Annotated in this window: 23 protein-coding genes and 1 other RNA gene; 10 read left to right on the forward strand and 14 right to left on the reverse strand. The window is 42.8% G+C overall.

The window, feature by feature from the left end; genetic code table 11:
- Positions 1-1,229: 1,229 nt before the first annotated feature.
- The 8 genes from FM038_RS07620 to pspF form a co-directional block, all read right to left on the reverse strand.
- Positions 1,230-1,439, reverse strand: a complete 210-nt coding sequence (locus FM038_RS07620) for a TOBE domain-containing protein (protein WP_142872686.1) — start codon at positions 1,437-1,439, stop codon at positions 1,230-1,232.
- Between the two features lie 183 nt (positions 1,440-1,622).
- The gene (gene fabV / locus FM038_RS07625) at positions 1,623-2,825 is read right to left on the reverse strand and encodes an enoyl-ACP reductase FabV (protein ID WP_142872687.1); all 1,203 of its coding nucleotides are present in this window, start codon (positions 2,823-2,825) and stop codon (positions 1,623-1,625) included.
- Between the two features lie 168 nt (positions 2,826-2,993).
- The gene (locus tag FM038_RS07630; protein ID WP_142872688.1) at positions 2,994-3,779 is read right to left on the reverse strand and encodes a peptide ABC transporter ATP-binding protein; all 786 of its coding nucleotides are present in this window, start codon (positions 3,777-3,779) and stop codon (positions 2,994-2,996) included.
- The gene (locus FM038_RS07635) at positions 3,754-4,767 is read right to left on the reverse strand and encodes a peptide ABC transporter ATP-binding protein (RefSeq protein WP_142872689.1); all 1,014 of its coding nucleotides are present in this window, start codon (positions 4,765-4,767) and stop codon (positions 3,754-3,756) included. The genes FM038_RS07630 and FM038_RS07635 overlap by 26 nt, the downstream gene beginning before the upstream one ends.
- Positions 4,768-4,783: 16 nt before the next feature.
- Complete coding sequence (locus tag FM038_RS07640; protein WP_142872690.1) at positions 4,784-5,674, reverse strand: ABC transporter permease subunit; 891 nt, start codon at positions 5,672-5,674, stop codon at positions 4,784-4,786.
- Positions 5,661-6,692: an ABC transporter permease gene (locus FM038_RS07645; protein ID WP_142872691.1), complete on the reverse strand. Its 1,032-nt coding sequence runs from the start codon at positions 6,690-6,692 to the stop codon at positions 5,661-5,663. The genes FM038_RS07640 and FM038_RS07645 overlap by 14 nt, the downstream gene beginning before the upstream one ends.
- On the reverse strand, positions 6,692-8,332 hold the full coding sequence (locus tag FM038_RS07650) for an ABC transporter substrate-binding protein (RefSeq protein WP_195873223.1): 1,641 nt from the start codon (positions 8,330-8,332) through the stop codon (positions 6,692-6,694). Before FM038_RS07650 ends, FM038_RS07645 begins: the two co-directional genes overlap by 1 nt.
- 85 nt (positions 8,333-8,417) lie before the next feature.
- Entirely contained in the window at positions 8,418-9,488 is a 1,071-nt protein-coding gene (gene pspF / locus FM038_RS07655) for a phage shock protein operon transcriptional activator (protein ID WP_142872692.1), read from the reverse strand.
- Positions 9,489-9,665: 177 nt separating this feature from the next.
- Here pspF and pspA point away from each other — a divergent pair, with 177 nt between their 5' ends.
- The 6 genes from pspA to FM038_RS07685 all read left to right on the forward strand — a co-directional run bounded on the left by pspA (position 9,666) and on the right by FM038_RS07685 (position 15,086).
- A complete protein-coding gene (gene pspA / locus FM038_RS07660; RefSeq protein WP_142872693.1) occupies positions 9,666-10,346 on the forward strand; it encodes a phage shock protein PspA in 681 nt (226 codons plus the stop codon).
- A 20-nt stretch (positions 10,347-10,366) separates the two neighbouring features.
- A complete protein-coding gene (pspB, locus tag FM038_RS07665) occupies positions 10,367-10,600 on the forward strand; it encodes an envelope stress response membrane protein PspB (RefSeq protein ID WP_142872694.1) in 234 nt (77 codons plus the stop codon).
- 70 nt (positions 10,601-10,670) lie between these two features.
- Entirely contained in the window at positions 10,671-11,069 is a 399-nt protein-coding gene (pspC, locus tag FM038_RS07670; RefSeq protein WP_142872695.1) for an envelope stress response membrane protein PspC, read from the forward strand.
- 49 nt (positions 11,070-11,118) lie between these two features.
- Entirely contained in the window at positions 11,119-12,573 is a 1,455-nt protein-coding gene (locus FM038_RS07675) for a YcjX family GTP-binding protein (RefSeq protein WP_142872696.1), read from the forward strand.
- Positions 12,574-12,600: 27 nt separating this feature from the next.
- Positions 12,601-13,719 carry a TIGR01620 family protein gene (locus tag FM038_RS07680; protein ID WP_142872697.1) on the forward strand — a complete coding sequence of 373 codons (1,119 nt, stop codon included), beginning with the start codon at positions 12,601-12,603 and terminating at the stop codon, positions 13,717-13,719.
- 188 nt (positions 13,720-13,907) lie between these two features.
- Positions 13,908-15,086, forward strand: coding sequence for a trans-sulfuration enzyme family protein (locus FM038_RS07685; protein WP_142872698.1), 1,179 nt, complete (start codon positions 13,908-13,910; stop codon positions 15,084-15,086).
- A gap of 100 nt (positions 15,087-15,186) precedes the next feature.
- On the opposite strand, the gene FM038_RS07690 is transcribed toward FM038_RS07685, so the two are convergent.
- Entirely contained in the window at positions 15,187-16,578 is a 1,392-nt protein-coding gene (locus FM038_RS07690) for an SLC13 family permease (protein WP_142872699.1), read from the reverse strand.
- Positions 16,579-16,976: 398 nt separating this feature from the next.
- Between FM038_RS07690 and FM038_RS07695 the strand changes: the two genes are divergently transcribed.
- Together FM038_RS07695 and ffs are read left to right on the forward strand one after the other, a co-directional pair.
- Entirely contained in the window at positions 16,977-17,294 is a 318-nt protein-coding gene (locus tag FM038_RS07695) for a ComEA family DNA-binding protein (RefSeq protein ID WP_142872700.1), read from the forward strand.
- A 148-nt stretch (positions 17,295-17,442) separates the two neighbouring features.
- Positions 17,443-17,539: signal recognition particle sRNA small type (ffs, locus tag FM038_RS07700), an RNA gene on the forward strand.
- A 297-nt stretch (positions 17,540-17,836) separates the two neighbouring features.
- On the opposite strand, the gene FM038_RS07705 is transcribed toward ffs, so the two are convergent.
- From FM038_RS07705 to dinG, 5 genes are all read right to left on the reverse strand, one after another.
- A complete protein-coding gene (locus FM038_RS07705; protein ID WP_142872701.1) occupies positions 17,837-18,112 on the reverse strand; it encodes a late competence development ComFB family protein in 276 nt (91 codons plus the stop codon).
- 235 nt (positions 18,113-18,347) lie between these two features.
- Positions 18,348-19,037, reverse strand: coding sequence for a DUF2057 domain-containing protein (locus FM038_RS07710; protein ID WP_142872702.1), 690 nt, complete (start codon positions 19,035-19,037; stop codon positions 18,348-18,350).
- Between the two features lie 9 nt (positions 19,038-19,046).
- Positions 19,047-19,721, reverse strand: coding sequence for a primosomal replication protein (locus tag FM038_RS07715; RefSeq protein ID WP_142872703.1), 675 nt, complete (start codon positions 19,719-19,721; stop codon positions 19,047-19,049).
- Positions 19,722-19,723: 2 nt separating this feature from the next.
- Complete coding sequence (locus FM038_RS07720; protein ID WP_142872704.1) at positions 19,724-20,497, reverse strand: sulfite exporter TauE/SafE family protein; 774 nt, start codon at positions 20,495-20,497, stop codon at positions 19,724-19,726.
- Between the two features lie 9 nt (positions 20,498-20,506).
- Complete coding sequence (gene dinG, locus FM038_RS07725; protein WP_142872705.1) at positions 20,507-22,579, reverse strand: ATP-dependent DNA helicase DinG; 2,073 nt, start codon at positions 22,577-22,579, stop codon at positions 20,507-20,509.
- 288 nt (positions 22,580-22,867) lie between these two features.
- Between dinG and FM038_RS07730 the strand changes: the two genes are divergently transcribed.
- Together FM038_RS07730 and FM038_RS07735 are read left to right on the forward strand one after the other, a co-directional pair.
- Complete coding sequence (locus tag FM038_RS07730; protein ID WP_419555641.1) at positions 22,868-25,309, forward strand: DNA polymerase II; 2,442 nt, start codon at positions 22,868-22,870, stop codon at positions 25,307-25,309.
- A gap of 229 nt (positions 25,310-25,538) precedes the next feature.
- Complete coding sequence (locus tag FM038_RS07735; protein ID WP_142872707.1) at positions 25,539-26,750, forward strand: porin; 1,212 nt, start codon at positions 25,539-25,541, stop codon at positions 26,748-26,750.
- Positions 26,751-26,983: the final 233 nt, after the last annotated feature.

Genomic DNA, 26,983 nt, shown 5'->3' on the forward strand with positions numbered 1-26,983 from the left:
CTGTATCTGCATCATTACAACACAGCCTTAGCTTTCTCCAGCCTCCTATACCTGCACCGCTATCGGCTAAATCAGCTTTCCCAGAGGGAGCGATACAGGCTTACCGAGTTCCGTATGTTACGCATGTCAGGTTAGATGCCCGCTATAGTGCGAAGAGCTATATTGATCACGAAAGAATATTGGACAACTTCTTTCCCACTCTCATTGCCATTTTGGCCACAGCGTATAAACCACTTCCGCTGTTTCTCACATAACGCACCTTATACGGATTCACTTATGTTCATCATACTGACTCCCTAGCACTCACCCGATTTGTGGTTATCAGGAGGAACGTCCTCTCACGATTTTGTTCCCGCTCAGTTATGGTACTGAACTTCGTTACATTGTCAGACTCGCTACTTTATTCAAAGTCCTAGGGTCATCTGGTGATACAGATGGTAAACTCAAAGCGGTGAACAGCGCTTCATACGACTTCTCGTCGCACGTCCAGAAACGTGTTATTAGCCAGTAAAACTAAAATCGAAGAAATATATACTCAGGTGTGAACGCGGCTGTGACCTTCCGTGACATGGCCAAAAATGTTCCCTACATTTTCCGGCATTCCCTATATCCATATAGGTCAGATGTCACGGCAGAGCCCACAGGGACCGTGCTTGCGGCGTGTCACAGAAGTGTTTGCACTTAAGGTCGCTCTTAGGCATCCATGCCTTCACGACATTCGTATATCCCTATACAGCACCCACGGCAGGTGATAAACACCAATGAAGCTTTGGTACCTAGCTCAACAAACCAAGTACTAAAACCTGCTAAATGAAGCTAACAATAAAAGATATTTCAGGAACTTGTTTAGCTGACACATTAGTTTCAATCGGAGAAATGAATAACCGGATGTAGATGCGGCAGTGGGCTTCCAAAACATGGATGTTTTGGTAGAGCTTACAGGGACTGTACTTGCAGCGACCCACTGAAGTATCTACATGTGAGCCTGCTGCAAGCAATAGATAACAATGAAGTCATGATTACCAGATAATAACCAAATACCAAATCAGCCCAATGAACCCACAATAGATATTTCAGAAACTTGTTATCCGACAAGTAAACCATTTGAGACGGGGGCTAACTCTTTATCTGGATAGTGCGAGTTGATGCTTGAGGTAGGAAAAAGCAAGAGCATAGACAAGTACCAATGGGTACAATGAGTTCATGCCCTTGTTGTGGGTTAGTCGATATTAGTCTACAGCAACCATCACGTTACTCGCTTTGATGATGGCGTAGGCATTGCCGCCGACAACTAGACCAAGCTCATTACATGATGCTTTGGTGACAACTGATGTGATCTCTACACCTGGAGCCAGTTCAATAACAACTTCATTGTTTACTGAGCCTTCCTGAATAGATTTGATTTTTCCGTTTAGTGAATTACGTGCGCTAATTTTCATGATTTTCTCTTTAAATAAGTAATGCCAATCTGTGGAAGTGATTGGAATAAAGAAGAAGTGTAGTTGAACAGCGAACTGTTAGGGAAAATAAATAAAAAAATGTGCATCACTTTTGAAGTGATGCACATTTATTAAATATTCTTATATAACAAGTGGATAAAAATTGTTCATCCTGTATATAGATTAGATCTGCTCTACATCGAAGCTCACTTCAGGGTTAACTTCTCGTTCATAATCCACAGACTCTATGCCAAAACCGAATAGTTTAAGGAACTCTTCTTTGTACTCACGATAATCAGTAAGCTCTGACAAATTTTCAGTGGTTACTGAAGGCCATAGTTCACGACAGTGCTGCTGGATCTCTTCCCGTAGTTCCCAGTCATCGAGACGTAGGCGGTTAGTATCATCGACCTTCGGCGCTTCACCATCTTCGCGAAAGAGACGTTCAGCAAACATGCGGTTGATCTGCTCCATGCAACCTTCATGCAAGCCTTCTTGGCGCATTTTCTTAAACACCATAGCGATATACAGCGGCATCACTGGGATTGCGGAACTTGCCTGAGTGACAACACTCTTAAGTACTGCAACGTTTGCGCTACCGCCAGTTACAGCGAGTTTATCGTCTAGGGCTTTAGCTGCGCGATCTAGGTCCATCTTGGCTTTGCCTAGTGCACCGTGCCAGTAGATAGGCCAGGTTAGTTCTGTGCCGATATAGCTGTATGCGACAGTTTTGCAACCATCAGCCAGTACGCCAGCGTCGCTAAGAGCTGCTAGCCATAGCTCCCAATCTTCGCCGCCCATGACAGTCACTGTGTCTTGGATCTCTTGTTCGCTGGCAGGCTCTACGCTGGTTTCGATAATGAGATCTTTATTAGTGTCTACTGCAGTAGCGCTATATGTCTCGCCAATTGGCTTGAGTGCAGAGCGAATAAGTTCACCTGAATCGGGTAATTTACGCACTGGAGATGCAAGTGAATAGACGACCATATCAACTTGGCCTAAATCAGCTTTGATTAAGTCGATCGCTTTTTGCTTGGCTTCATGGCTAAATGCGTCACCATTAAGGCTCTTTGAATACAGGCCTTCAGCTTTTGCAAATTTATCGAAAGCCGCAGAATTATACCAACCTGCGGTGCCTGGTTTTCTCTCTGTTCCAGGCTTTTCGAAGAATACACCCAGAGTTGCAGCGCCGCTGCCAAATGCGGCAGCAATACGAGAAGATAGACCATATCCACTTGAAGAACCTATGACTAAAACCTTTTTAGGACCATTTTTTAATGGGCCTCTTGCCTTAGTGATATTGATTTGTTCGAGTACATTAGCTTCACAACCAATTGGATGAGTAGTGGTACAGATAAAGCCACGTGTTTTAGGTTTGATTATCATGTTTCTGCTTCTCTTAAAAAAGTATCGATAGGATAATTAATCAAGCGCGAAATGGCACTGATTATTCCTCTATTTTGAACAATTAGCTCAGTGGTTGGAGCAGTTAAAAGGGATGTCTATGCCCTTGGCGTTAAAAATATATAGATCACTCCAGCAGCCACAAGCAAATCAGCGTTTTTGAGTGAGCAGAGCCTGCTCCTGTATTAGCCTTTGAGTGTATTCATGTTTAGGTGCATTAAAGAGTTCTTCTGTTGAGGCCTTTTCTATCATTTCACCCTTATGCAGTACCATTACCTTATCACTAAAATGGCGTATGATACTGAGATTATGGGAGACGAAAATATAGGAAAGTCCCATCTCTTTTTGAAGCTTCAGCAATAAATTGAGAATTTGAGAACGAACCGATAAGTCCAAAGCCGTTAATGCCTCATCGGCAATAATAATTTTCGGATCAAGCATTAAAGCCCTTGCTACAGCTACACGTTGTTTCATGCCTTCGGAGATCATATGCGGGTAGAACTCGGCATGTTCAGGTAAGAGCCCAACTTTTTTGAGTCTATCTACGACCTGCTCTCTACGCTCTTTAGCATTGAGTGTAGTATTGAATTTGAGCGGCTCATCGAGTAAATCACCTATGGTTAACTTTGGGTTCAAGGAAGTATTAGGATCTTGGAAAATCATCCTAATTAATTTACACCTTTGTTTCAGGTTCCTTTTTTCCAATGCTTCACCTTCAAAGAAGATCTCACCACTGCTTCGAGTTTCTGCACCGACTAAAATTCTAGCCAAGGTACTTTTCCCAGAACCCGCCTCACCGACAATGGCCAAAGTTTCACCTGTGTTGAGCTCAAATGACACAGGCTTCAGTGCTTTGTTATATTGGCGTTTGAAGCCTTTGTAACCGGTATAAAAACACTTACTTAGATTGCTAACTTGTAGGAGTGGTGTCTTCATTACATGGCTCTTCATTGTATGGGAAATGACAGGCAAAATAGCGATTTTTCTTATGGCATAAATTCGGTCGACGAACGCACTTTTTCTCAGCTTGAGGGCATCTAGGTCCAAGTCGACAGCCTATAGGAAGGTGTTGTAGTGCAGGGGCTGAACCGGGAAGGGTTCGCATCAGAGATTTATGAGGCTTCAGGCCTGTATAATCAGGTATATTATCCAGTAAAGCTTTGGTATAGGGGTGATATGGTTGTGCTATTATTTCAGCTGTAGGCCCCGACTCCATAATCTGACCACAATACATAACGGACAATTGATCGCACCAGACTGATAGTGTGTCAAGCTCATGACTAATTAGCAGTATTGATACGCCCTGAAGTTGATTTAATTTTGTGAGTAACCGAAAAATTTGTGCCTGAGTATCTATCTCCATCGAGTTGGTCGGTTCATCGGCAATTAATAATCTGGGGCTATTGGCAATAGCGATAGCTATCATCACCTTCTGACACTCTCCTTCAGATAATTCCCAGGCATAGCTGGACATGACTTTTTCCGTGTCTTTGATGCCAACCTTATGCAGCCATTTCTCGGCGGTTTTCTTTTTATCTTTATTTCTACGCCAAAAGGGTATTTTTTTATTATTTGGCATGGCCTCAATAAGCTGAGTACCGACGCATATAACCGGATCTAAGCTACTGGACGGGTCTTGAAATATCATGGCAATTTCGCTGCCCATCAGATTTCGTCGTTGCTTTGAATTCATCTCCAGCAGATTTTGCCCGTCCCACATCATGCGGTCAGCTTTGATAGTCCAATTATGACCAGGGATCCCAAGAACGGCTTTAGCTAACAAACTACGTCCAGAGCCTGACTCACCCACTAAACCATGGATCTCAGCGGGGTTTATCATCAAGCTGACCTTATCGAGAGCCTTAACGCGCCCATGGGGAGTGTCGAGTTCTATAGTAAGGTTACGAATGTCGAGTAAAGGCATATGCTAATATCAAAGTTTAATTATTGGTCGGCGACAATGCCGATCTTAAGCCGTCGCCGACTAAGTTAATCGCAAGCACGCTACATAAAATTGCTATACCTGGGATAGTGACAGTCCAGGGAGCAGTCAACAAGTTATCCATTCCCTGAGAGACCATAGCCCCCCATTCAGGGCTTGGGGCTTGTGCGCCTAGATTCAGAAAGCCTAGGGCCGCAATATCTAAGATTGCGGCGGAGATACCCAAGGTGACCTGGATAATCACAGTATCCCACACGTTGGGCATAATTACATACCAGAAGATTTGAAAAGGGTTTGCACCATCTAGCTTAGCTGCTGTTACATATTCTTTCTGTAGCTCTTCATGTATAGCTTGATGAATCGCACGCACAAACTGAGGTGTGAGCGCAATTCCAACAGCCCAAAATACATTATCTAATCCCGGCCCCATGACGGCAACGACGAGAATTGCCATTAATAGCGAAGGAATTGACAGTAATGCATCGAGTAAGTGGCTTAATATACTTGATTTCAGGCCTTTCATCATTCCTGAGATTGAACCGATCAAAAAGCCCAGAATCAAGGCCGTGGTGACAATTCCCAGAGCCATACCGAAGGTTAAATGTGCGCCATGCAAAAGTCGACTAAATATATCTCGGCCTAAATCATCTGTACCGAGGAAATGCTCAACAGTACCAGCAGGATCCCAAGACGGTGCAAGTAATAGTGCATGGGGATCTTGCTGCTCTGGCGCATAAGGGGCAATAAGAGGGCCAAATAATGCGAGTAATAGGAAACAGATAACGACCCATAATCCAGCGAAAGCAAATGGATTGTCTGAAAATGAATGCCAGACCCTTCTCATCGGAGAGGGTATGTCATCTGCCTGATAGATCTTAATTTGAGGCATAAAGTTCTTTCCTGCTCAATGGGTTGATGGCGGTATGAAGCACCTCAATCATAATACTTAAGAATATGATGATTAAAGCAACCGCGAGAACCCCAGCTTGGATAACGGTATAATCCCGTTGATAGATCCCTGAGACTAACCATGCGCCAACCCCTGGCCAGGAAAAGATGACTTCAACCACCATGGCATAGCCGGCAAACGTGCCGAGCATTAAGCCTAAGTTTTTAAGTACCGGTATTAATGCATTGGGCAAGGCATGCCTTAAGACAATACGCATAGTGTGCAAGCCTCTCGCTTCAGCGGCTTTAATATAGGTTTTATCCATAATCCCTATGATAGCGGATCGAGTGATCCTTACTACAACAGTAAAAGGTAAAACGGCTAAGGTTATTGCAGGCAAGATAATATGTAATATGGCATCAATGAATGCAGAGTGGGCATATTTCGAATCTGAAAGCAGTGTGTCGATAAGTATAAAACCAGTCACAGGCTCTATCTCGTAAAGTAAATTTAATTGTCCAGATATAGGTAGCCAGCCGAGCTGTACACCAAACCATAAGGATAAGGTTAAGCCTAGCCAAAAAACGGGAATTGAGTAGCCCGTTAAGGTGATGGCCATAATGGTATGTTGGGTGATTTTATTTTTGCTCATGGAAGCGAGCACACCTAAAGGAATACCGAAGATAAGTGCTAATAAGGCAGACACAATGGATAACTCAAATGACGCTGGCAATACCGCCGCTAATTCGTCTGCTACTGGTAGCTGGGACGTCGTTGATATCCCCAAATTACCGCTTAATCTTTGCTGTAAATAAGCGATAAATTGAGTGAGTTTACCTTTGTCTAACTTATAGTCCTGGTTAATTTGGGCTATCTGCTCATCATTTGGAGAATGTAATCCAGTCAGAGCAAAGCATTTTTCAACAGGAAACTGATGTGTGGCGATAAACAATACCGCAAATAACACTAAAGAGGTGGCAATAAACAGGTTCAATCTACGCAAGAGGTATCTAGCCATTATTTTTGTTCCTCGTTTGCTTCGAGTTGCTTGTTATATTTTTTAGCATTAAAGGAGATCCCACCGAAGGGGGTTAGCTGGCTGCTCTCAACGCCTTTTTGTTTGAGAACGAGTCTGGTCGCATGGGCAAAAGGCAGCATAGGTAACTCTTGTGCAAACAAGGCTTCGGCATCTTGATATAAAATTTTACGTTGCTCTTTATCTGTGATTGATTTTGCTTTAGCTAAAATATTATCAAAATCTTTATTACACCAACGTGAACGGTTGCTATTAGATAAAACAGATGCGCAGCTTAGTATTGGGGTGAAAAAGTTATCAGGATCGCTGTTATCCGCATTCCAACCAATCAATACCGAGTCATAGCTGCGATTGCTCAGCTTTTGATTGAAGACACTCCAGTCGTAGCTCACTATATTGACACTAACACCTATGTTAGCCAAATCGGCTTGTATTAGCTCGGCAGTTTTATGAGCATTGGGGTTATAGATACGCGCAACAGGCATTGCCCATATATCGATGGCGAGATTGGTGACACCAGCTTGCTTTAACAGTTGTTTAGCTTTGGCGGGGTTATAATCAATTAAGCCTTTGTTTTCTGAGTATGCCCATGACATAGGGGGGAGTATTCCCGTCGAACCAACGGCTGTCTTTTGGTAAACGGCTCTGAGAATATTGTCTCTATCAACAGCATGAGCCAATGCTTTTCGTACTCTGACATCATCAAAAGGTTTTTTTTGTGTATTAAAAGCCCAAAAGGCGACATTAAAGCCGGGAAGAGAATCAACCTCGAGTTCATCATGTGCGAATACGACAGACAGCTCACCGGCTTTAGGTAAGGCTGACACATTGCAATCACCTGTAATTAATTTTGCTAACCGAGCTGTACTTTTCGGTGTTATATCAAATACCAATAGTTCTGCAGTTGGCAGATGGCGCCAATACTTTTCATTTCTGTGGTAGCGAATGTAGTCATTTTTGACGTATTTGACCAATCGAAACGGTCCTGTACCAATCGGTTGTCGATCAATTTTTTCCTCTTGATGCTCAAGCAGCAGCTTGTCACCGTATTCGGCTGACAAAATGATCGCAAAACCTGAGGCTAAGTTAGACAACAAGGAGGCATCAGGATTGTTAAGATGAAAGGCAACTTCAGTATCTGATATCTTTTCAATATCTTTTATTAGATCAGCGAAGCCTATGCTCTGAAAAAAGGGATAGCCGGTTTTGGATATATGATGAAAAGGATGAGAGGGGTCAATAATTCTGTTGAATGAAAATAGCACATCATCAGCATTGAACTGTCGACTTGGAGTAAAATCCTCTGATAGATGAAAATTAACCCCTTGCCTTAGCTTAAACGTGTAGGTTAATTCATCATCACTAATTTCCCAGCCGATAGCTAAAGAAGGCTCAATTTGACCAGAATTTAAATCATAATCGACTAACCCATTGTAGATCTGTTGCGAAGTGGCATCGACGGTTGTTCCTGAGGTCACTAATTGAGGGTTAAAGGATTCAGGATTACCTTCCGAGCAATAGACTATCCCTGGAGGAACGAGCTTAGGCCCACATGCGACCAGTAGTAAACAGGTGCAAGAAAGGGCGGAATATAAAGATAAACGCTTAAGCAGCACTTTCATCGACAGATTAATTTTTCAGGACTTTGGCGACCATTTTAACAGTGCAGATCGCCGATGAGCAATGAACATATGTTATTAAAGTGGTTTATGTTTTATCCAGTAGGTTATATTTCTTCAAAATACCACGTAACTGGTGATAACTTAGCCCTAACAGCTCGGCTGTTTTCTTCTGATTAAATTGCCCTGCCTCTAGCGCTTGTTGCAATAATACAACTTCTAAGCCTTCACAGTGCTCTTTAAAGTCTATTGGAAAGACAACTTTTTCAGCACCCGCTTCTGTGCTACTTAATGTCGAAACCTCACCGTTCGAAATCACACTATTGCTCGATACTTGCTGCTGCCTTTCTCGTGTTTTGATTCTTGTGGTTGGGCGATAGGGTGAGGCAAATGGATCAACAACGATATTGGTGATGGCTTCATCGGTTTCAGGATTTCGATAAACACTGCGCTCGACGACGTTTTTCAATTCGCGGATATTGCCTGGCCATGGATGGTCCATCAATTGCTGCTTAGCCCTAGGGCTAAAGCCTGGAAAGAACTCATGTTTCAATTGTCTTGCCATGCCGACAGCAAAATACTCAGCTAAGGTCATGATGTCATCTTGTCTGTGGCGAAGAGGGGGTAAGGTGATCACATCGAATGCAAGTCTATCGAGGAGATCGGCGCGAAATTCACCAGCTTCTGCTAAAGAGGGCAGATCTTCATTGGCTGCACAGATTAATCGAACATCTGTTTGTACTGTTTTACTGCCACCAACGCGCTCAAACTCTCCGTATTCAATAACGCGTAGTAGCTTTTCTTGGATCAGTCCCGACGTGTTGGCGAGTTCATCCAGGAAGAGCGTTCCACCATTAGCACGTTCAAAACGACCTTCATGCTTCTTACTCGCGCCAGTAAAGGCACCTGCATCATGGCCAAATAGTTCACTTTCTAGTAAGTTTTCACTTAAGGAAGAGCAGTTGAGCTTGATAAAGCTTTGGTCCCAACGCTTGGAGAGGTAATGCAAACGCTCTGCGATCAACTCTTTGCCAGTGCCGCGCTCACCAATGATAAGCACAGGCTTTGATAGAGGTGCAATTTGAGAAACATGCTCTAGAACTTCGAGCAGTGCATTCGATTGTCCAATAAGATTATCTTGCTGAAATTGATTTGCCACAGTAAGTTTTAGTCTTTAACGCTAATAGTTGGTGAAAATAATAATAAGACCCTCTGTTAATAAAAGAAAGAAAAAGTTAATATATTGGGTAAGTCATTGTATTTAATGAAATATGAAAAGTTGGCACAGAAAGTGGATTAATATCTTCGAAACCAACGTTAATTTAAGGACAGTATTATGGGAATTTTCTCTCGCTTCGCAGACATTATTAATTCAAACATCAGTTCTCTTTTAGATAAAGCAGAAGACCCAGAAAAAATGGTTCGCTTAATCATTCAAGAGATGGAAGATACATTAGTAGAGGTGCGCTCTACTTCGGCGAAAGTATTAGCCGAGAAGAAAGAAATTCTTCGCCGTATCACTAAGGTTCAAGAGCAGGTGCTAGACTGGGGCAATAAAGCAGAGCTTGCACTGTCGAAAGATCGTGAAGACTTAGCTAAAGCCGCACTGATTGAAAAGAAAAAAGCCAGTGAGTTAGCGGATACCTTAACTCAAGAGCTTGTGATTGTTGAAGAGCAGATCACTCGACTCAAAGAAGAGGTTAATCTTCTGCAGGAAAAGTTGGTTGACGCTAAAGCACGTCAAAAAACAATTATCATGCGCAAGCAAACAGCCAGCTCACGTTTAGAAGTGAAGAAACAACTTGATTCTAGCAAGATTGATAATGCGATGAGCAAGTTTGAGCAATACGAGCGCCGCGTTGAAGGTTTAGAGTCACAAGTAGATGCCTATGACTTTGGCAATAAGAAAACCTTGAGCGATGAGTTTGCAGCACTAGAGGCTGAGGACTCTGTTAACGCCGAGCTTGAAGCATTAAAAGCCAAAGTAAAAAGTAACAAGGCTAAAGCTAAAAAATAATAACAAATCAGAGGTGAGTTATGAACATGGATATTTTAATGGCCCCAATTATTATCTTCTTGATAATCGTGGCCCCCATTTGGCTAATACTCCACTATCGCAGTAAGCGTCAAGTGAGCCAGGGACTTACTGAAGAAGAGTATACGCAGTTAAATGATCTCATTACCAGAGCCGATAAAATGGCTCAACGTATAGATACATTGGAAGCGATTTTAGATACCGAAGCCCCTCAATGGCGAACCCGTGATGAATAACTATTGCCTAGTTATTCATCATTAGAGAGTCAATTACATGAGCGTTAACTGATACATTGGAGGAAATAAGATGAGCGAATCAAATAGGCGCACCTTATATCGTATTCCCCAGACGGGTAAAGTTGCTGGGGTATGTGCCGGAATAGCCGATTATTTTAATTTTGAAACCTGGCTAGTTCGCGTTGCAGCAGCATCTATCTTTCTTCTCGGCGGCGGCGGACCAGTACTATTCATCTATATTTTGTTATGGGTAATACTTGATGCAAAGCCAGGGACTGAAAAGTCGGATGCTAAAGCGTACAAAGATATCGAAATTAAAAAGAAAGTGTGGCAAGCGGGAGAGCCAGCAAAAATGGCACTACGCGATGTGAGTGAGAAATTTAGAAGTTTAGAGAGAAGGCTTCAAAAATTAGAACACCATGTCACGTCAGATAACTTCGATTTAAAGCAAGAGATCAATAACCTTTAATCCTTCCAATGGGCGACGATGTCGCCCACATCACTTTTAAGTGCAGGCTATGAGTCGTTTCAACCGCTCCTTATCAAAATTAGGCCAATCGGTCAGTAATAAAACCCAATCATTTGGCCATCGAGCATCAGACCGAAATATAAGGCTCGCCGTGACAGGTTTATCAGGTGCTGGGAAAACAGCGTTTATTACAGGATTAGTCAATCAACTGCTCAATGCTGGTTTGACGGGGAAAGCGAATAACCTTCCGCTATGGCAAGTGACAAGAGATGAGCGGCTATATGGTGTAAAACGCTCGCTGCAACCCGACTTGACGGTAGCAAGCTTCGATTACGAGCAAGCGATGAGCTCGCTTAAGCAAGCCCTTCCGCAGTGGCCTGCATCAACGCGCAATATTAGTGAGTTGAGGCTGACATTGCGCTATCGGCCAAGTAAGGGCTTATTGGCTAAGTTAACTGACAGTGCCAGTCTGTACTTAGATATTATTGATTATCCTGGTGAGTGGTTACTCGACTTACCCATGTTAAAACTCGGATTTAGTCAGTGGTCTCACAGTCAAACTCAGCGTCAAAATATATTTGAGCGATCGCAATATTTTGAAGAGTTTGTTGCTTTAACTCATTCTCTTTCACTGGAAGCACCCGCAGAGGAAGCAGAGCTAAAGCAAATTGCTGAGGCATATCAGCGTCTATTAATTGATTGTGTTGAAGAGCATGGCTTTTATTATGCGCAGCCTGGGCGTCTATTATTGCCGGGTGAGTTTGCAGGTTCGCCTGTATTGGCTTTTTTTCCGTTATTGAACCTTGCGGAAGAGGTGCGGGCAAAGCTCGAAAGCTCAGATGAAAACTCTGCATACAAGGTACTAAAAAACCGTTACAAGGAATATCAGGATAAGGTGATTAGGCCTTTCTACAAGGATTATTTCTCGACGTTTGATCGCCAATTACTGTTAGTCGATTGCTTTACACCACTAAACAAAGGCAAAGCGCAGTTTGATGATATGACCCAAGCTCTCAACGGCATTATGGAAAGCTTTAAATTTGGTCAGTCAAACATACTTAAGCGTCTTTTTTCACCAAGAATTGATAAGTTATTATTTGCAGCTAGTAAGGTTGACCACATTACTCGTGATCAACAAAGTAATGTATTGGCTTTACTGACCCAGTTAGTAAAGGAAAGCCAAAGGCAAGCAAAGTTTGAAGGCTGTGAAGTTGAAACCATGGCGATTAGTGCGATTAAAGCGACTCAACACGGGATGGCAAAATCTGGTGCTCAACAAGTCGAAGTTGTTCAAGGAGTGGGCTTAGCAGACAGGCGAGCAGTGACTCTGTTTCCTGGAGAGGTCCCCAAGTCCCTTCCTCAAGCTAATTTTTGGCAAGATCAAGGCTTTGAGTTTGTTAACTTTGCCCCGCCGAACTATTCAGCTGGTGAGCAGGGAGCCGATTTTGAACATATACGTTTAGATCACCTCTTACAGTTTTTATTGGGTGACAAGCTTAACTAGCCCCTTGCTAATTTATGAGAAACGACCATGAGTGACAAAAATTTAGACATCAAGAAACAGCAGGTGTTTGATTCACTGCCAACCAGTGAAACGGCCATTTTACGTGAGTCGCAGCGATTTGAATCCCAAGATGCATTTATCAAGTCACCTATTGATGAGAACGATGCTGTAAACCATGATGGATCAGAGCAAGATATTGACATTGCGCTTGCGGGTGATGCCGATGTTTTTGCCGATAAACGGCATCGAACAGGAAAACGTTCATGGTCTTTATTAGCTAAGTTGACCACATTTTCGATACTTGTATTAGTTGTTATTGAAACAGGCTTAGGGCTGAGAAATGCTTGGTTAGAGAGTCCTTGGCTGTTTGCTGTATATGCGAGTGTGACCTCTCTGGTAGCGTTATGGGCTGGGAAAATAGCTTATAGTGAATGGCGCCAACTGCTCAGACTCAAATCAGTAGAGGATGCCCAGCAAGCTGGCGATAGACTCTCTCAAAGCATGCAGATAGGAGAAGCTGACAAATATCTCGGCAACATTATTTCTCAGCTGCCTGCAGAAGTGGATTGTAGTAAATATTTTAACTCAAGCCGAGATGGCCATAATGATGCTGAAAAGCTGATCTTGTTTGAAGAACTGGTTTTGTCTGATAGGGATTTAGTTGCGAAGAAGATTGTTCGCCGCTTTGCGCAAGAATCTGCATTGTTACTCGCCGCAAGTCCCTTAGCAGTGTTAGATATGGCGATCATACTTTGGCGTAACCAAAGTATGATCGTCAAAATTGCAGAGTGTTATGGGGTTGAACTGGGCTATTGGAGCCGAATTAAGTTAATCAGAGGCGTGATCACTAATATTATTTATGCTGGCACGAGTGAAATTGCCACCGATCTTGGTACACAATTACTTTCAGTAGAGATGTCTGGAAAATTATCGGCGCGTCTTGGCCAAGGTTTAGGCGGTGGATTACTGACAGCGCGTTTAGGTTATCAAGCGATGGCACTTTGCCGGCCCATCTCTTTCAAGGAATCATCTCGACCTAAATTATCCGGTATACATAGAGAGTTATTATTAGATCTTAAGGAGTTATCGTCTTCTTTGCTCAGAAGAGGTGAGAAAGAAAAAGTCCCTCGAGATAACGTGTCGTAACAGAAGTTTTACATCTCAAACTTGATTATTTTTCAACAAGTATTTACTCGGACCACTGCCAAGGTACAAGGTTAAATAAACATCGGTACTATCGTATATAAGAGTCGTATATAAGAGTCGTATACAAAGCTTCTTATAAAAAATATAAACCGCCGATGTAAACTTAAGACCAGACCTCGGAGATTTTTATGAAGGATAAGTGGGCTCTAGCGACAAAAATAATACATGCTGGACATATTAAAGACAGTTCAGGGGCCTTAGTTGCCCCACTATGCCAGAGTGCAACTTTTGTATTTGATAGTGCAGAGCAAGGTGGGGCGAGGTTTGCTGGCGATGAAACTGGATACATTTATACCCGACTCGGTAACCCAACGACTGCTGAACTAGAACGAAAAATGGCAGTACTTGAAGGCACTCAAGCCGCAGTTGCAACGGCTTCTGGTATGGCAGCTGTATCATCAGCCCTACTGGCCAACCTCTCTCATGGAGATCATCTGGTTGCCTCGAAAGCCGTTTATGGTTGCACATTTTCATTGATGAACAATCAATTATCTAAGTTCGGGATTGCGGTGACTCTCGTTGACTTTAGTGATCCCCAAGCAATTTCAAAGGCAATAACGCCTCAGACTAAAGTGTTATTCTGTGAAACCCCAGTTAACCCCCACCTCGACGTCTTCGACTTAGATGAGATAGTTGCTATCGCAAAAAAACACGGTCTAATCTCCATCGTTGATAACACCTTTATGACACCATTACTGCAACAGCCTATATTGCATGGCGTCGACCTCGTGGTTCACAGTGCGACTAAATACCTCAATGGTCATGGTGATGTCATTGCCGGCGTGATTTGTGGTACTAGTGAACAGATAGATAAAATTAAGTTCGAAACCGTGAAAGATCTTGGTGGCGTTCTGTCTCCCCATGATGCTTGGTTAATACTCCGTGGTCTGAAAACCTTAGATGTTCGAGTTGAGAGGCATTGCGATAATGCTGAGCGGGTTGTCGAGTACCTATTATCCCACCCAAAAGTCATTAAGGTACATTACCCAGGTCTTAAAGGAAGTAAGGGAGAATCTCTTATGGGGAAGCAGATGCGAAGAGGAGGGGGAGTCATCGCATTTGAGCTCGATGCTGATTTAAAAGCGTCGATAGCGTTCGTTAATCACCTGCAGTTATTCTCTATTGCAGTCAGCTTAGGCGATGCGGAGTCTTTGATCCAGCATCCAGCTTCAATGACGCATGCTACCTATGACATAGAACAGAGAGAAGCTGCTGGCATCGGTGAGAGTTTATTGCGGATCTCGGTTGGACTCGAAGCTGCTGAAGATATTATTGTCGACCTTGAGCAAGGCTTGGCGCAAGTGTAACGCTAGCTCAATATTAGATAATATTGGTTAATAAGAAGCCGCTTCATATTCATGTATGAAGCGGCTTTTTTATATCAATACCAATTGGTATGAGAGAGTGCTAGAAGCTCCAGAACGTATGTGACACAACATAGAGCACCAGCATACTAATAAAGTTGATGATGACACCGGCGCGCATCATCTCTGATTGCTTAATAAAGCCTGAGCCATAAACAATCGCATTAGGCGGGGTTGCAACGGGTAGCATAAAGGCACAAGACGCCGCGATACCAATCAGCACAGAGATCATGATAGGCGATAAGCCTAGAGGTTCAGCAATCGCGGCAAAAACAGGTACTAATAAAGCTGCACTTGCCGTGTTACTGGCAAACTCAGTGAGCATGACGACGAAGAAAATTACAGCAAAGGTAAACAGTGCCATATGCGTGCTACCAAAAATATCAGTCACAGTGTGAGCTAAAAAAACACTGGTACCAGTCGCTTTTAGAATTGCGCTTAATGTAAGGCCACCACCAAAGAGGATTAATACGCCCCAGTCCGTGGTACGTTCAATCTTTTTCCACTCGACTAATCCAAGACCCGCGAGGGTGACTACCGCACCTAGGGCGACAATGGTATCAAATTTAGAGATCCCACCCAGAGCCTGTGACAGTGGTTTACTGAATATCCAGCAACAAACGGTAGTGATAAATATGAGTAAAGTTAACTTACCCTGGAAGGTGAGTTTGGTATCCGTTTTTTCTACCTTACACACTACAGATAGGTCGGGCTTTAAAAACAGGTAAAGTGCGATCAACATACTAGGAAGCATAAGCGCCACAGTAATTAAACCGAACTCCAACCAGTCACTGAAACTGAGGCCGACTTGAGCTGCTGCAATAGCATTAGGAGGACTGCCGACTAATGTGCCTATGCCACCAATATTGGCAGAGTATGCAATACCAAGTAGCATAAATAGATAGGTACTTTTATGCTCTTTAAAGTCTAGCTGCTGCAAGATCCCAATGGCTAAAGGCAACATCATCGCAGCGGTAGCTGTATTGCTTATCCACATAGACAGCAATGCGGTAATACCAAATAGCAACATGCAGGCGGAGCTGAGCTTTCCTTTTGAGGCTGTTAGTACTTTTTCAGCTATTAGTCTATCAATCCCTTGATGGTTTAATGCGGCAGCGAGAACGAAGCCACCAAAGAAGAGGTAGATGATCGGGTTGGCAAAATTGCTCATAGCGACTTTGGTTTCAAAGACACCAAACAGGACAGCTAAAATAGGAATAAGAATGGCGGTAATACTTAAATGAATTGCCTCGGTTAGCCAAAGAATTGCAGCAAAAATAAGAATCGATAAACCAGTATTAATACCCTCTTCAAAAGGAAGAAAGTTATATAAGAGCGCAAAAAGGGCAATGTTAGCAAAGAGAATAATGAGTTTCTTTTGAGGAGGGCTCATTCCTGCCTGCTGGCCTGTAGGTGTTCTTTCAATTTGTTCCATGGTTTAGAGCTTCCTTTTATGATTTTATTTATGAGAATGAACATAACATAGAGCATGAATTCGACAAACAAAATTAATTTGTACCTTTATTACATCAAGGCTTTTTCATGAGGTGATCATTGTATGTTTTTAGTCGTTTACGTGATGCTTCTTACACCTTGGTGATCGGAAAAGTGCTGATTGAGTTTCAAAAGAGGAATTTAATAGGTTGGGCACAACCAAAATGAAACAATGTAAAAAACATAAAACTGTGACTCACTGCATAGTTTTTGATCTTGGGTTTGTTAGAGGGCAAATTATTGGCAAGAAGTGAGGGCTTGATCTACATTTAGTGAGTGGCGAAGGAATAATGGATGAGTTGCCACATTTTAATGGATTAAATTAAAAGGGAGTTACCTATGAAGATCACACTTGTATCTGCTGCATTTCTGGCCGCAACGCTTTCAATGAACGTATCTGCTGGTGATAACACAAGCCAAGCTAACGCTGTCAGTCAAAAACAAACACAATCAATGAGTCAAGCTCAAATTATCAATATCAATACATCATCAATCGAGCAGTTGGCACGACTTAAAGGAATAGGTGAATCAAAAGCGAAAGCGATTGTCGAATATAGAGAGAGCAATGGTAAATTCAAAAAAATTGATGAGCTGGTAAATGTGAAGGGCGTTGGCCCTAAATTAGTGGAGAAAAACAGAGCTATACTGAGTTTATAATACAGAAACTCGATAATCTGTTTATAGAAACAGCAATCAGTTCTAAACATGATGAAAGTAGACTTTTAGGACTTGATTGCTTGGCGGGCATAGTAGATAATGCTCGCCGTTCTCTGAGGTGTTTTACTCAAAGAAAGCAATGGTGACCTTAGGGTCCCCCCGCAATGATAACTCGTGAATTCGGCCAGGCCTGGAAGGGAGCAACCGCAGCAAGTGACTCGTGTGCCGGGGTGTGGCTCTAGGGGAACCTCCAATCTCTTAGTACATCAATCTCTTAGTACATCAATCTCTTAGTACATCAATCTCTTAGTACATCAATCTCTTAGTACATCAATCTCTTAGTACATCAATCTCTTAGTACATCAATCTATGCTCAACCAATCACTTAATTGAATGATAATTTGCGAACTCGGCTAGGCTTGGAAGGGAGTAACCGCACAGCAGGCGGCTCTTGTGACTAATGCACTGAATGTGGCTATAGGGGAACCTCTAAATTCCTCCCCTTACTTTACCTAGTTTCCTGCTCTTTTTAATATTTCTGTTTAATTTTTACTGTGTTCTTTATTCAAGTTAGCCTTGAGAAATGCTCTGGATTTTTCTAATGCTGTTTGGATTTCAGATCTCATTTCGGCAAGTTCACTGTAATCTTCAAAAAAATAGGTATCGACCAAGTGCCTTATGTAGCGAACAGGTAGCTGATTGAGGGTGACACAACATAGGTCTGCCAGATAGTCTTCCGGTAATTCGTCGAGTAAGCCTTCATCGGACAGTAACTCCATCAAAAGGACTTCATAATAGTTTCGAATTTCTAATTGCATACAGATGCTCCGTGACTGTTATCGTCTATTGCTGTTATAGCGAACAGGAAAGATAGTTCAGTGTGCAGTCATACTGACGTAACGGCAATAGAAAACTGCGTTATCTTTAAGATAATGTTAGCGCTTGTTTGTCAATCATGCCCAAATAGCTCCGATCCATAGAAAATCTTAATAAAAACGCCAGCGTTAATGCTGGCGTATTATTGAAATTTTTGATGCGTACTACCCATAGTGACTATAACTGTTGGATAGCCCAGCTCATAAATTCTTTACGAGTCTTACTATCGGCATGTAGCCACCAGTATTGAAGCATTTGTTGAGCATGAGCCGCTTCGCCTGCTTTATCTCCTGTGGCGGGTACGACGTTCATAGCATCGATGGGAGCGGGTTTACTCACGGGGGCGGTCGGCGTCGAAGCGGCAACAAGTGCTCCGCCAGTTGCGACGCTAGTTACCGTGGAGATATCTTGCTTGTTCCCACCACCAAAAAGGCTGGTCACAAATGAGTCTTCATTGAAGTCTGTTTGTTTAACTTTATAATTAACTTCACCATTATCACTACGTGTGATCACTACTTGAGGTGATTTAGCAAAAGACTTAGGTTTTTTGACTATACCACCATCGGCAGGCGCTAAGGTATATTCGTAATCACCCTCTACAGCCAAGGTTACGATGAAGGGGGAAGACTTAATAAAGCTTTCGCTGTCACTAAAATCATCCTGAACCATATCGTGATAACGAATCGCTATTTTGTGTGTCCCTTGATTTAATTCAAGATCAGCCTTGTGATTAAAAAGACTACTATCTATCTCCTTACCATCTACAGCGAGGTATTCGAACGACATAGGGATATTTAGATTAGCAGCTAGGGCCGATGAGGAACCAAGCAAAGCTAGGATCGCGGTGATTGGCATGAGTGACTTCATTGTTGCTCCTTAACGATTAAAACTCTTGTAGGTTTGAGAGAAAGGACGCTCAAACGCTTGAATACGGTCTTCTATATAACTTATGGCTTGTCGACACTTTCCTAGTCGTCTATGAACTAAAAGGATTTCATTTTGCATCTGAATTTTGTCAGCACTATGACAGCTGTCTAACTTAAATTGCAAATTAAGGATCTTCTGCTCAAATGTACTGACCCAATTAAGGTGTTTATTCAGCTCTTCGTAAAGTTGATGGCTATTGTGCATCACTCCAGCAGCAATCCAGTTAAAGCCGCTTTCATCATGAAACTTGTTTCTGCGCTTCTTTGCTGTCGCAATGCGGAAAGCTTTCTGATTAGCCGCCGACTTAACGCCCAATGATGTTGTGCTTAGGGCTCGTCTAACCGCTGAAAACCTGTTTTGGATCCGCTCACAACTTAGGGCTATGGTGCTGGTAGACATTTTTCCTTTAATCAGTTTTTCTAACTGCGAAATGCTTTTGCCTATCTGTTCTATGCATGGGGCTAACTTGGCACCTGACTGAATAAACAGTTCACTATTAAACCTGTCGACATCCTGAAGCAGTTTCTGTTCCCTTTTGGGGAGGTTGGCATCATGCGTTAGCACTGCTTGTTCAAGCTGCTTGAGTTGGACTGTTAAACGCTTGAGTAGTTCATTTGTATTCATCGTTACACCCATGCATCCCAGGCAAGTTTTGCAGCTATAAATAGCACCAGAATAATAAAAGCAGGTCGAATAAACTGAATGCCATACTTTATCGCTGTCCTTGCACCAATAAAGGAACCTAGCATCATACATAAGCCCATTGAAAGGCCTATGATGATGTTCACTTGTCCAAGTGTGAGGAAGATCACCAACGAAGTAAAGTTACTGGTCAATGTCATTGCTCTGGCCAAGCCACAACTGTGAAGAATAGGCAGTTTGTGATAGCCGGTACTGGTTATTGTCCAAAATGCACCTGTACCCGGTCCGGCAAAACCATCATAAAATCCAAGAGGGAATCCCTGTAACCATTGCTTTAATTTTGATGCGGGTTTCATTAATGGCGTGTACTGGCTACATCCCATGGCATTGGGTTTTAGTAATGTATAGACAGCAATAACCATAATCATCAGTGGCAGTAACTTTTCGAGCCAGTGATTATCAATTAGATAGACGATAAATGTGCCAGTTATAGCGCCAAAAAAGGTGGCTATAAAGGTGTAATACCATAATTTAGGGGTGAATAGGTTTTGCTTATAGTATGTATAAGCCGCCATTGAAGAGCCGAAACACGCGGCTAGTTTATTGGTGCCGAGTGCTGTGTGAGGGGGGATGCCAAGAGCCAGCAGTGCCGGGATCGAGAGTAAACCTCCACCTCCGGCGATAGCATCAATAAATCCAGCAAGAAATCCTATAGCAGTTAGGACGGCCCAAGTGCTAGGTTCAAACAGTAAATCCAAAAATAAGTCCTACTCAATTACGCGTCGAAATGGAGGTAGAGCATCGAGCAATGATTTGCCATACCGTTTAGTGACTAAGCGTCGATCTAAAATGGTGATACGGCCATAGTCTTGCTCATTGCGTAGTAATCTACCACAACTTTGGATCAGTTTGCGCGATGCATCAGGGATTGCCAGCTGTAGGAAAGGATTACCACCTTTTATCTTAATATATTCGGCATGTGCCTGTTCGACCGGTGAAGTAGGTACGGCAAAGGGGAGCTTAGTGATAATCAAGTTGGTCAAATAATCACCTGGAAGATCTAGCCCTTCGGAGAAGCTGCCAGTACCGAAGATAATGCTTGCTTCATTTTCATCACAACGCTTTTTATGGGTCTTGAGGATCTCTTGTCTAGAGGCTGTGCCCTGAATGAGTAAACCTGTTTTGATTTTACTTTGAACCAGATCGACCACCTTTTCCATCTGCCAGTACGAAGCAAAAAGGACTAAAGTTGCCATTTCACCGTCAACTAACGCCAATATTTGCTCGGCAAGTTCTTCGGTGAATTTTTCATCTGTGGGCTCATTAATCATTTTCGGCAAGAAAAGAGTCGCGTTTTGCTCGAAATCGAAAGGGGAGTCCATCGCCAAAAAGCGGCTGCCATCATTGATAGAGAGTCCAACTTGATGAGTGAAGTGGTTAAAGTTGTTCAAGGCTCGTAACGTCGCACTACATAGAACAACCCCTGCCGCTTTATCCCATAGCAGCTTTTCTAGCATGAAACCCACCTCGATGGGTGAAGCACTAAATAAGTAATCAGTTTGCTTACCCGTTAAGGCTTCTATCCATCGAGCCATAGGAGCCCCTTTCGGGTTGTCCTGTTTGGCCATCATTTTCCACAGTTTCTGCATGTTTTCCAGACGCTGTAACATAAAGCCTGTTTCAGTGAGTAACTGTTCGGCTTGATGCTTGGGGATCTCGCCATCTTTTATGGCTTCACTGAGTAAAACCAGCATTTTATTAAATTGCTTTAACGCAGTCGTCGATACAGTGGCTAAGTTTTCTGCTTGTATGATGAGCGCATCGGGCAGTTTACCGTGTTCGAAACGCAAACGACTCTCAGGGTTGTCAAATCTATGAATTTGAGAATCACAAAAGTGTGCAATTTGTGTGAGTTGGCCAGTGAGGTCGGTAATATGATCTTGCATGGCTTGTGCCGGGCTTATGATATGGTTACTTTTTATTTGGTTCTGTAGCTTGCTACAAGTCTTATCAATTTTCTCTAACCAATCGACAGCACCTTTGAGCGTGGACTGGGCACTGGAGAAATCCCTAGCGACCATAGGCAAGTGGTGTGCTTCATCGATGATGTAGTACAGCTCTTCAGGATCTGGCAAAATGACCCCGCCACCGAGTTCTAGATCGGCAAATAATAAGCTGTGGTTAGCGATTAATACATCCCAGCTATCGAGATCTTCACGGGCTTTATGGAATGGACAGTTTCTATGACTAGCAAGCTGACGATGACAACTGTGCTTGTCACATGCTATTTGCTGCCAAAGATGATCGGGAAGCTGCTCAATTAACGTATCACGTTCACCGTTCCACTTTCCTTCATGATATTGTTTGAGTAATCCCTGTAGCTGTTTTATCTGACTATTATCAGGTTTAGTCTGCCACATGGCCATCTGAGTGCCATTATCTGCTCCAACCAACATCTCCATCTTCGACAGACACACATAGCGTTGACGACCCTTTACTAGGCCGAACGTGAAATCCAGTTCTGAATGCTGTAAAAAGAATGGCAGATCTTTATGCAGCAGCTGCTCTTGCAGTGCTACGGTTGCCGTGGCGATACACACTTTCTTTTTACTGGCGAGAGCTAATGGTATTGAGCCTAAAATATAGGCGAGCGACTTACCAATCCCCGTACCAGCTTCGACGACAATAATGCGCCGATGTTTATCGTATTCACCCGCAAGTGTTTTTGATATCTCGGCGACGATATAGTTTTGCTCACGTCTGGAGCGAAAGCCAGGTAATGAGTTAGCAATACCTTTATATATAGAGCGGATCTGTGTCTTAACGTCGGCGGATAGCATGAAAGTACAGGCAAGGAAAATAGTGCTGTATATAATAACAGTTAATGTGAAGAGGTAAAGGTAATCGTGTTTAGCCAGTGGGGATAGTCGTTGATGATTGCGTTATTAATACATTAACAGCATTTGAGACCAGTACCGCTGGCTAGGATTTGCCTATTGCTCAAGGGTACAGATATGAAGATATTTAATGAGCTTAATTGAACAGCATTCATGGTACTCAGCTAATTAGTGAGATTGGCATTAATATAGTAATCTGTAAGCGATGAAAAACTTTGCTATACACAGAACCTGAATATGACCATCTCCAGTTCCCAGACCGTATCCGGCCGCATTTTAACTCGTCAGCTAGTTAACCACTCAGGCGAACTTAGCTTTCACTATTATATAAAGACCCAGTCTGGTCCTGTTCTCGTTAAAGTCCCTCAAGGGGAGTATGTTTGTTTCTGCTCAACTGAACAGTTAAGTCAGCTTGAACCTCACCTTCGTTTATTAAAAGTAAGGGTGCAGCAGTTAGCACTGAAGAGTTTTGCTAATGAGCCCGTTTCGGCAATATATTGTCGTTCATCCCAGAGTTTTAGACAGCTAACTCGTACGGCGACTGATCTTGATGTTCGTCTATTTGAAACCGATATTCGCCCTGAACATAGATTTTTAATTGAACGCTTTATTGCCTTAGACGTTGAGTTTATCGGCGAGTATGGCTTGAATATACCTAATGCTGGTCAGCCTAAGTCTGTTAGCTCTATGACTAACCTAGCCGTGTTTAATGCCACGAGAGCCAGAAAAAGTGATATCGATGTCAACTTAAAAGCCATTTCACTCGATTTCGAGTGCAGTATGTCTGGTGTACTCTACTCGGTTGGCTTGTATGGCAAGACTGCAGGTGAAGAATATAAGAATGTGATAATGGTGGGTGATGCATCTTCTATCTCTGCAGATAAAGTGGTGGATTATATTCACTGGGTAGAAGATGAAAAGGCGCTTATCCATAAACTGATTGACTGGTTTAATGAATATGATCCAGACATCATTATTGGCTGGGCAGTGGTCACATTTGATTTAGCTTTATTGTATCGACGGGCCAACTTTCATGGCATTCGTCTCTATCTGGGCAGAGGAGGGACTGAGCTAAGCTGGAAGGTGGCAGATAAGTTTCGTCCAGAAACGCTATCTTTACCGGGAAGGTTTGTTCTTGACGGTATCGATTGGTTAAAAGCGGCTTTTTATCGTTTCGATAGCTTCTCACTTGAGTCTGTTTCCCGTGCATTACTCGAAGAGGGTAAGGCGCTGCCCAGTGGCGAGAAAGGTGTCGATAATAGAGGCGGTGAGATAACCCAATTATTTAACACCGATAAAGCAGCACTGGCACATTATAACTTAACAGACAGCCGGCTAGTCTGGGATATATTCGATAAGGCAGAGCTGTTTGCCTTCGCCATTGAGCGATCAAGGTTAACCGGTTTAGAACTTGGGCGAGTCGGAGCCTCGGTGGCTGCATTTAATAACTTATATTTACCGCACCTGCATAGAGCGGGATTTGTGGCCCCTGCGATGGCCACTAGCCAAGGGTTAGAGAGCCCAGGTGGCTATGTGATGAATTCTATTCCTGGGCTCTATAAACATATACTGGTTCTCGATTTTAAGAGCCTTTACCCATCCATTATTCGTACATTTCTCATCGACCCAAAGGGTCTGATAAAAGGTTTGTCTGAGCCCGAGGCCGATAATGTTGCAGGCTTTTTAGGTGCTCAATTTAGCCGTCAATCGCCTATATTACCTGAATTGATTAAAACCTTATCTGAACACCGGGAAGTGGCTAAGGCTGAGAGTAACAGTCCGCTTTCACAAGCGATCAAAATTATCATGAATTCCTTGTATGGTGTGTTGGGCTCTCGTGGCTGTGTGTTCCATGATGCCAGGCTGGCTAGTTCGATTACCCTCAGGGGTCATCAGATAATGAAGCAGACCAGAGCTTGGATAGAAGAGTCTGGCTATCAAGTGATTTACGGCGATACGGACTCTACTTTTGTCTGGCTGGGTGATAAGCCTATCGAGGCTGATAGCATTAGCGACATTGGCAAAGGTTTAGTCGTAGATATCAATAAAAAATGGCGACAAAAGCTTACCGATGAAATGCAGCTCAAGAGCTACCTTGAACTAGAGTATGAATCTCATTACGAGCAATTTTTTATGCCGACGTTAAGAGGCTCAACAGAAGGTTCCAAAAAACGCTATGTTGGCGCCTACACAGACGAACAAAAACAACTGCAACTTGTGTTTAAGGGCATGGAGCAAGTTCGTAGTGACTGGAGCCCTCTAGCGAGGCGGATCCAAGCTGCACTATATTACAAACTGTTTTCAAAGTTGGATGTCATGGCTTATCTGCAGGAAGTCGTTAATGATTTACTCGAAGGTAAGCTAGATGAGGAGCTCATTTTCTCCAAAAGACTGAGACGAAACATTGAAGACTATACCGCGAAATCCTCTCCCCATGTCAAAGCGGCAAAGCTGATGTGCGAATACTCTGGTGAGCAACGTCATGCTAAAAAAGGCGCTAGAGTAGAATACCTGATCACGCTTAATGGTGCCGAACCTACAAAGTATAGACAGGCTGCAATTGATTATCATTACTATATAAACAAGCAGCTGGCTCCAGTCGCTGAACCAGTTTTGACACTGCTCGACAAACGTTTCTCCGATATTGCTTCTAAACAGCTGTCGTTAATTTAATAGATGCCATCTTAAGATTGTTCTGACTTTATGTTAACAGACAGTATATATTCTGCTGTGAAAGAGTTTTCTTAGTTAATTTGATGATAAACCATGATGTTTTTGTGACTTTCGTCTTTGAGTGATTGCTAATCTTTTGCTAATCTCACAGGCAACTAGGAAGGCAGCGAACGACGGAATGACACAAAGCAGAATCAAGCAGACTGAAAACATAAAGGTTAGACATCAAATGAAAAAGACTTTAGTAGCATCGGCATTAACAGCCGCGATATTCGTTCCGTCAGTATCGGCAATCGAAATTTATAAAGATGACAAAAACGCAGTAGAGATTGGTGGTTGGATGGATGCTCGCATCATCAACACTCAGGGTGCTACAGAGGTGGTAAACGGTTCATCACGCATCAATTTCGCTTTTACCCGTGATATGGGTGACGGCTGGAAAACATTTACTAAACTTGAGTGGGGCGTAAACCCATTCGGTAACAGCGATATTGTTTACAGCAGTGAAAGTACATTCGAATCTCAAAGTGATGAGTTTCTTAACAACCGTTTAGGCTATGCAGGCCTTTCTCATGATAAGTACGGTTCACTCTCTATTGGTAAGCAGTGGGGCGTGTGGTATGACGTAGTTTATAACACTAACCTAGTTAATACTTGGGATGGTAATGCGTCAGGTACTTACACATACAACAAAGCCGATGGCGCTGTAAATGGTACTGGTCGCGGTGATAACACTGTTCAATACCGTAATGCATTCGGCGATGTTAGCTTCGGTCTTCAGGTGCAGCTAAAGCAAGATAGCTTTGAGCTGACTGAAAATTCAACTGACGGGATCCCTTCTCCTTTCTCGACAGCTGATAAAAACTTCATGACTGGAAGCTCAGTTGCGACGACGAGTGAATCTTTAGGTACGATTGAATACAACAATACTGTAGGCGGCTCGATCACTTACGCTGCGACAGAGATGTTGACGTTAACAGCCGGTTTTAACTTAGGTGAGTTTGACGGTGCATTGGTTTCTGGCGAAGGTGTCTCAGAGACTGACTACATCTACGGTGCAGGTTTGACTTGGGGTGGATTTGAACAGCCTGGTTTTTATGCGGCAATCAACATCAACAAGAACGAATTCCATGATACAGACAACATGGGTCGTCTAATGCATGATGCTGTCGGTCTAGAATCACTGTTTAGCTATAAGTTTGATAACGGTCTTAAGCCTATCTTTGCTTATAACTACTTAAAAGCGGGTGATGCCTATGAAGCATTTTATAATGATGGCGAGTTTAAGCGTCAGTTCATCGTAGCGGGTCTTCACTTTGTGTGGGATGAGAAAACCATGCTTTATCTTGAAGCACGTAAGGATATGAGTGAGTTCAATGCTGCTAACCAAACGCCAGATGAAGATGATGGTGTAGCAATTGGTATCAGATACTACATGTAAGCTTATTTTTAACGTTATATTTAAGCTGTAAGAAACGTCCTATATGGGCGTTTTTTTGTGGGCGTAAATTGTTGAGATTAATTTATCTTGATATGAAAACTCATAAGTTTGAAAAATAGTCATCATTAGTGAGTTAAATTATAACTGTATTGTCAGTAATTATCTGTACATTAAAGTTTACGTAAGATGGAAGCTGTTAAATATCCCTAGAAGTAAGCAGGTAAAAATTGCTT

This window comes from Shewanella eurypsychrophilus (assembly GCF_007004545.3).
GTDB lineage: Bacteria > Pseudomonadota > Gammaproteobacteria > Enterobacterales > Shewanellaceae > Shewanella > Shewanella eurypsychrophilus.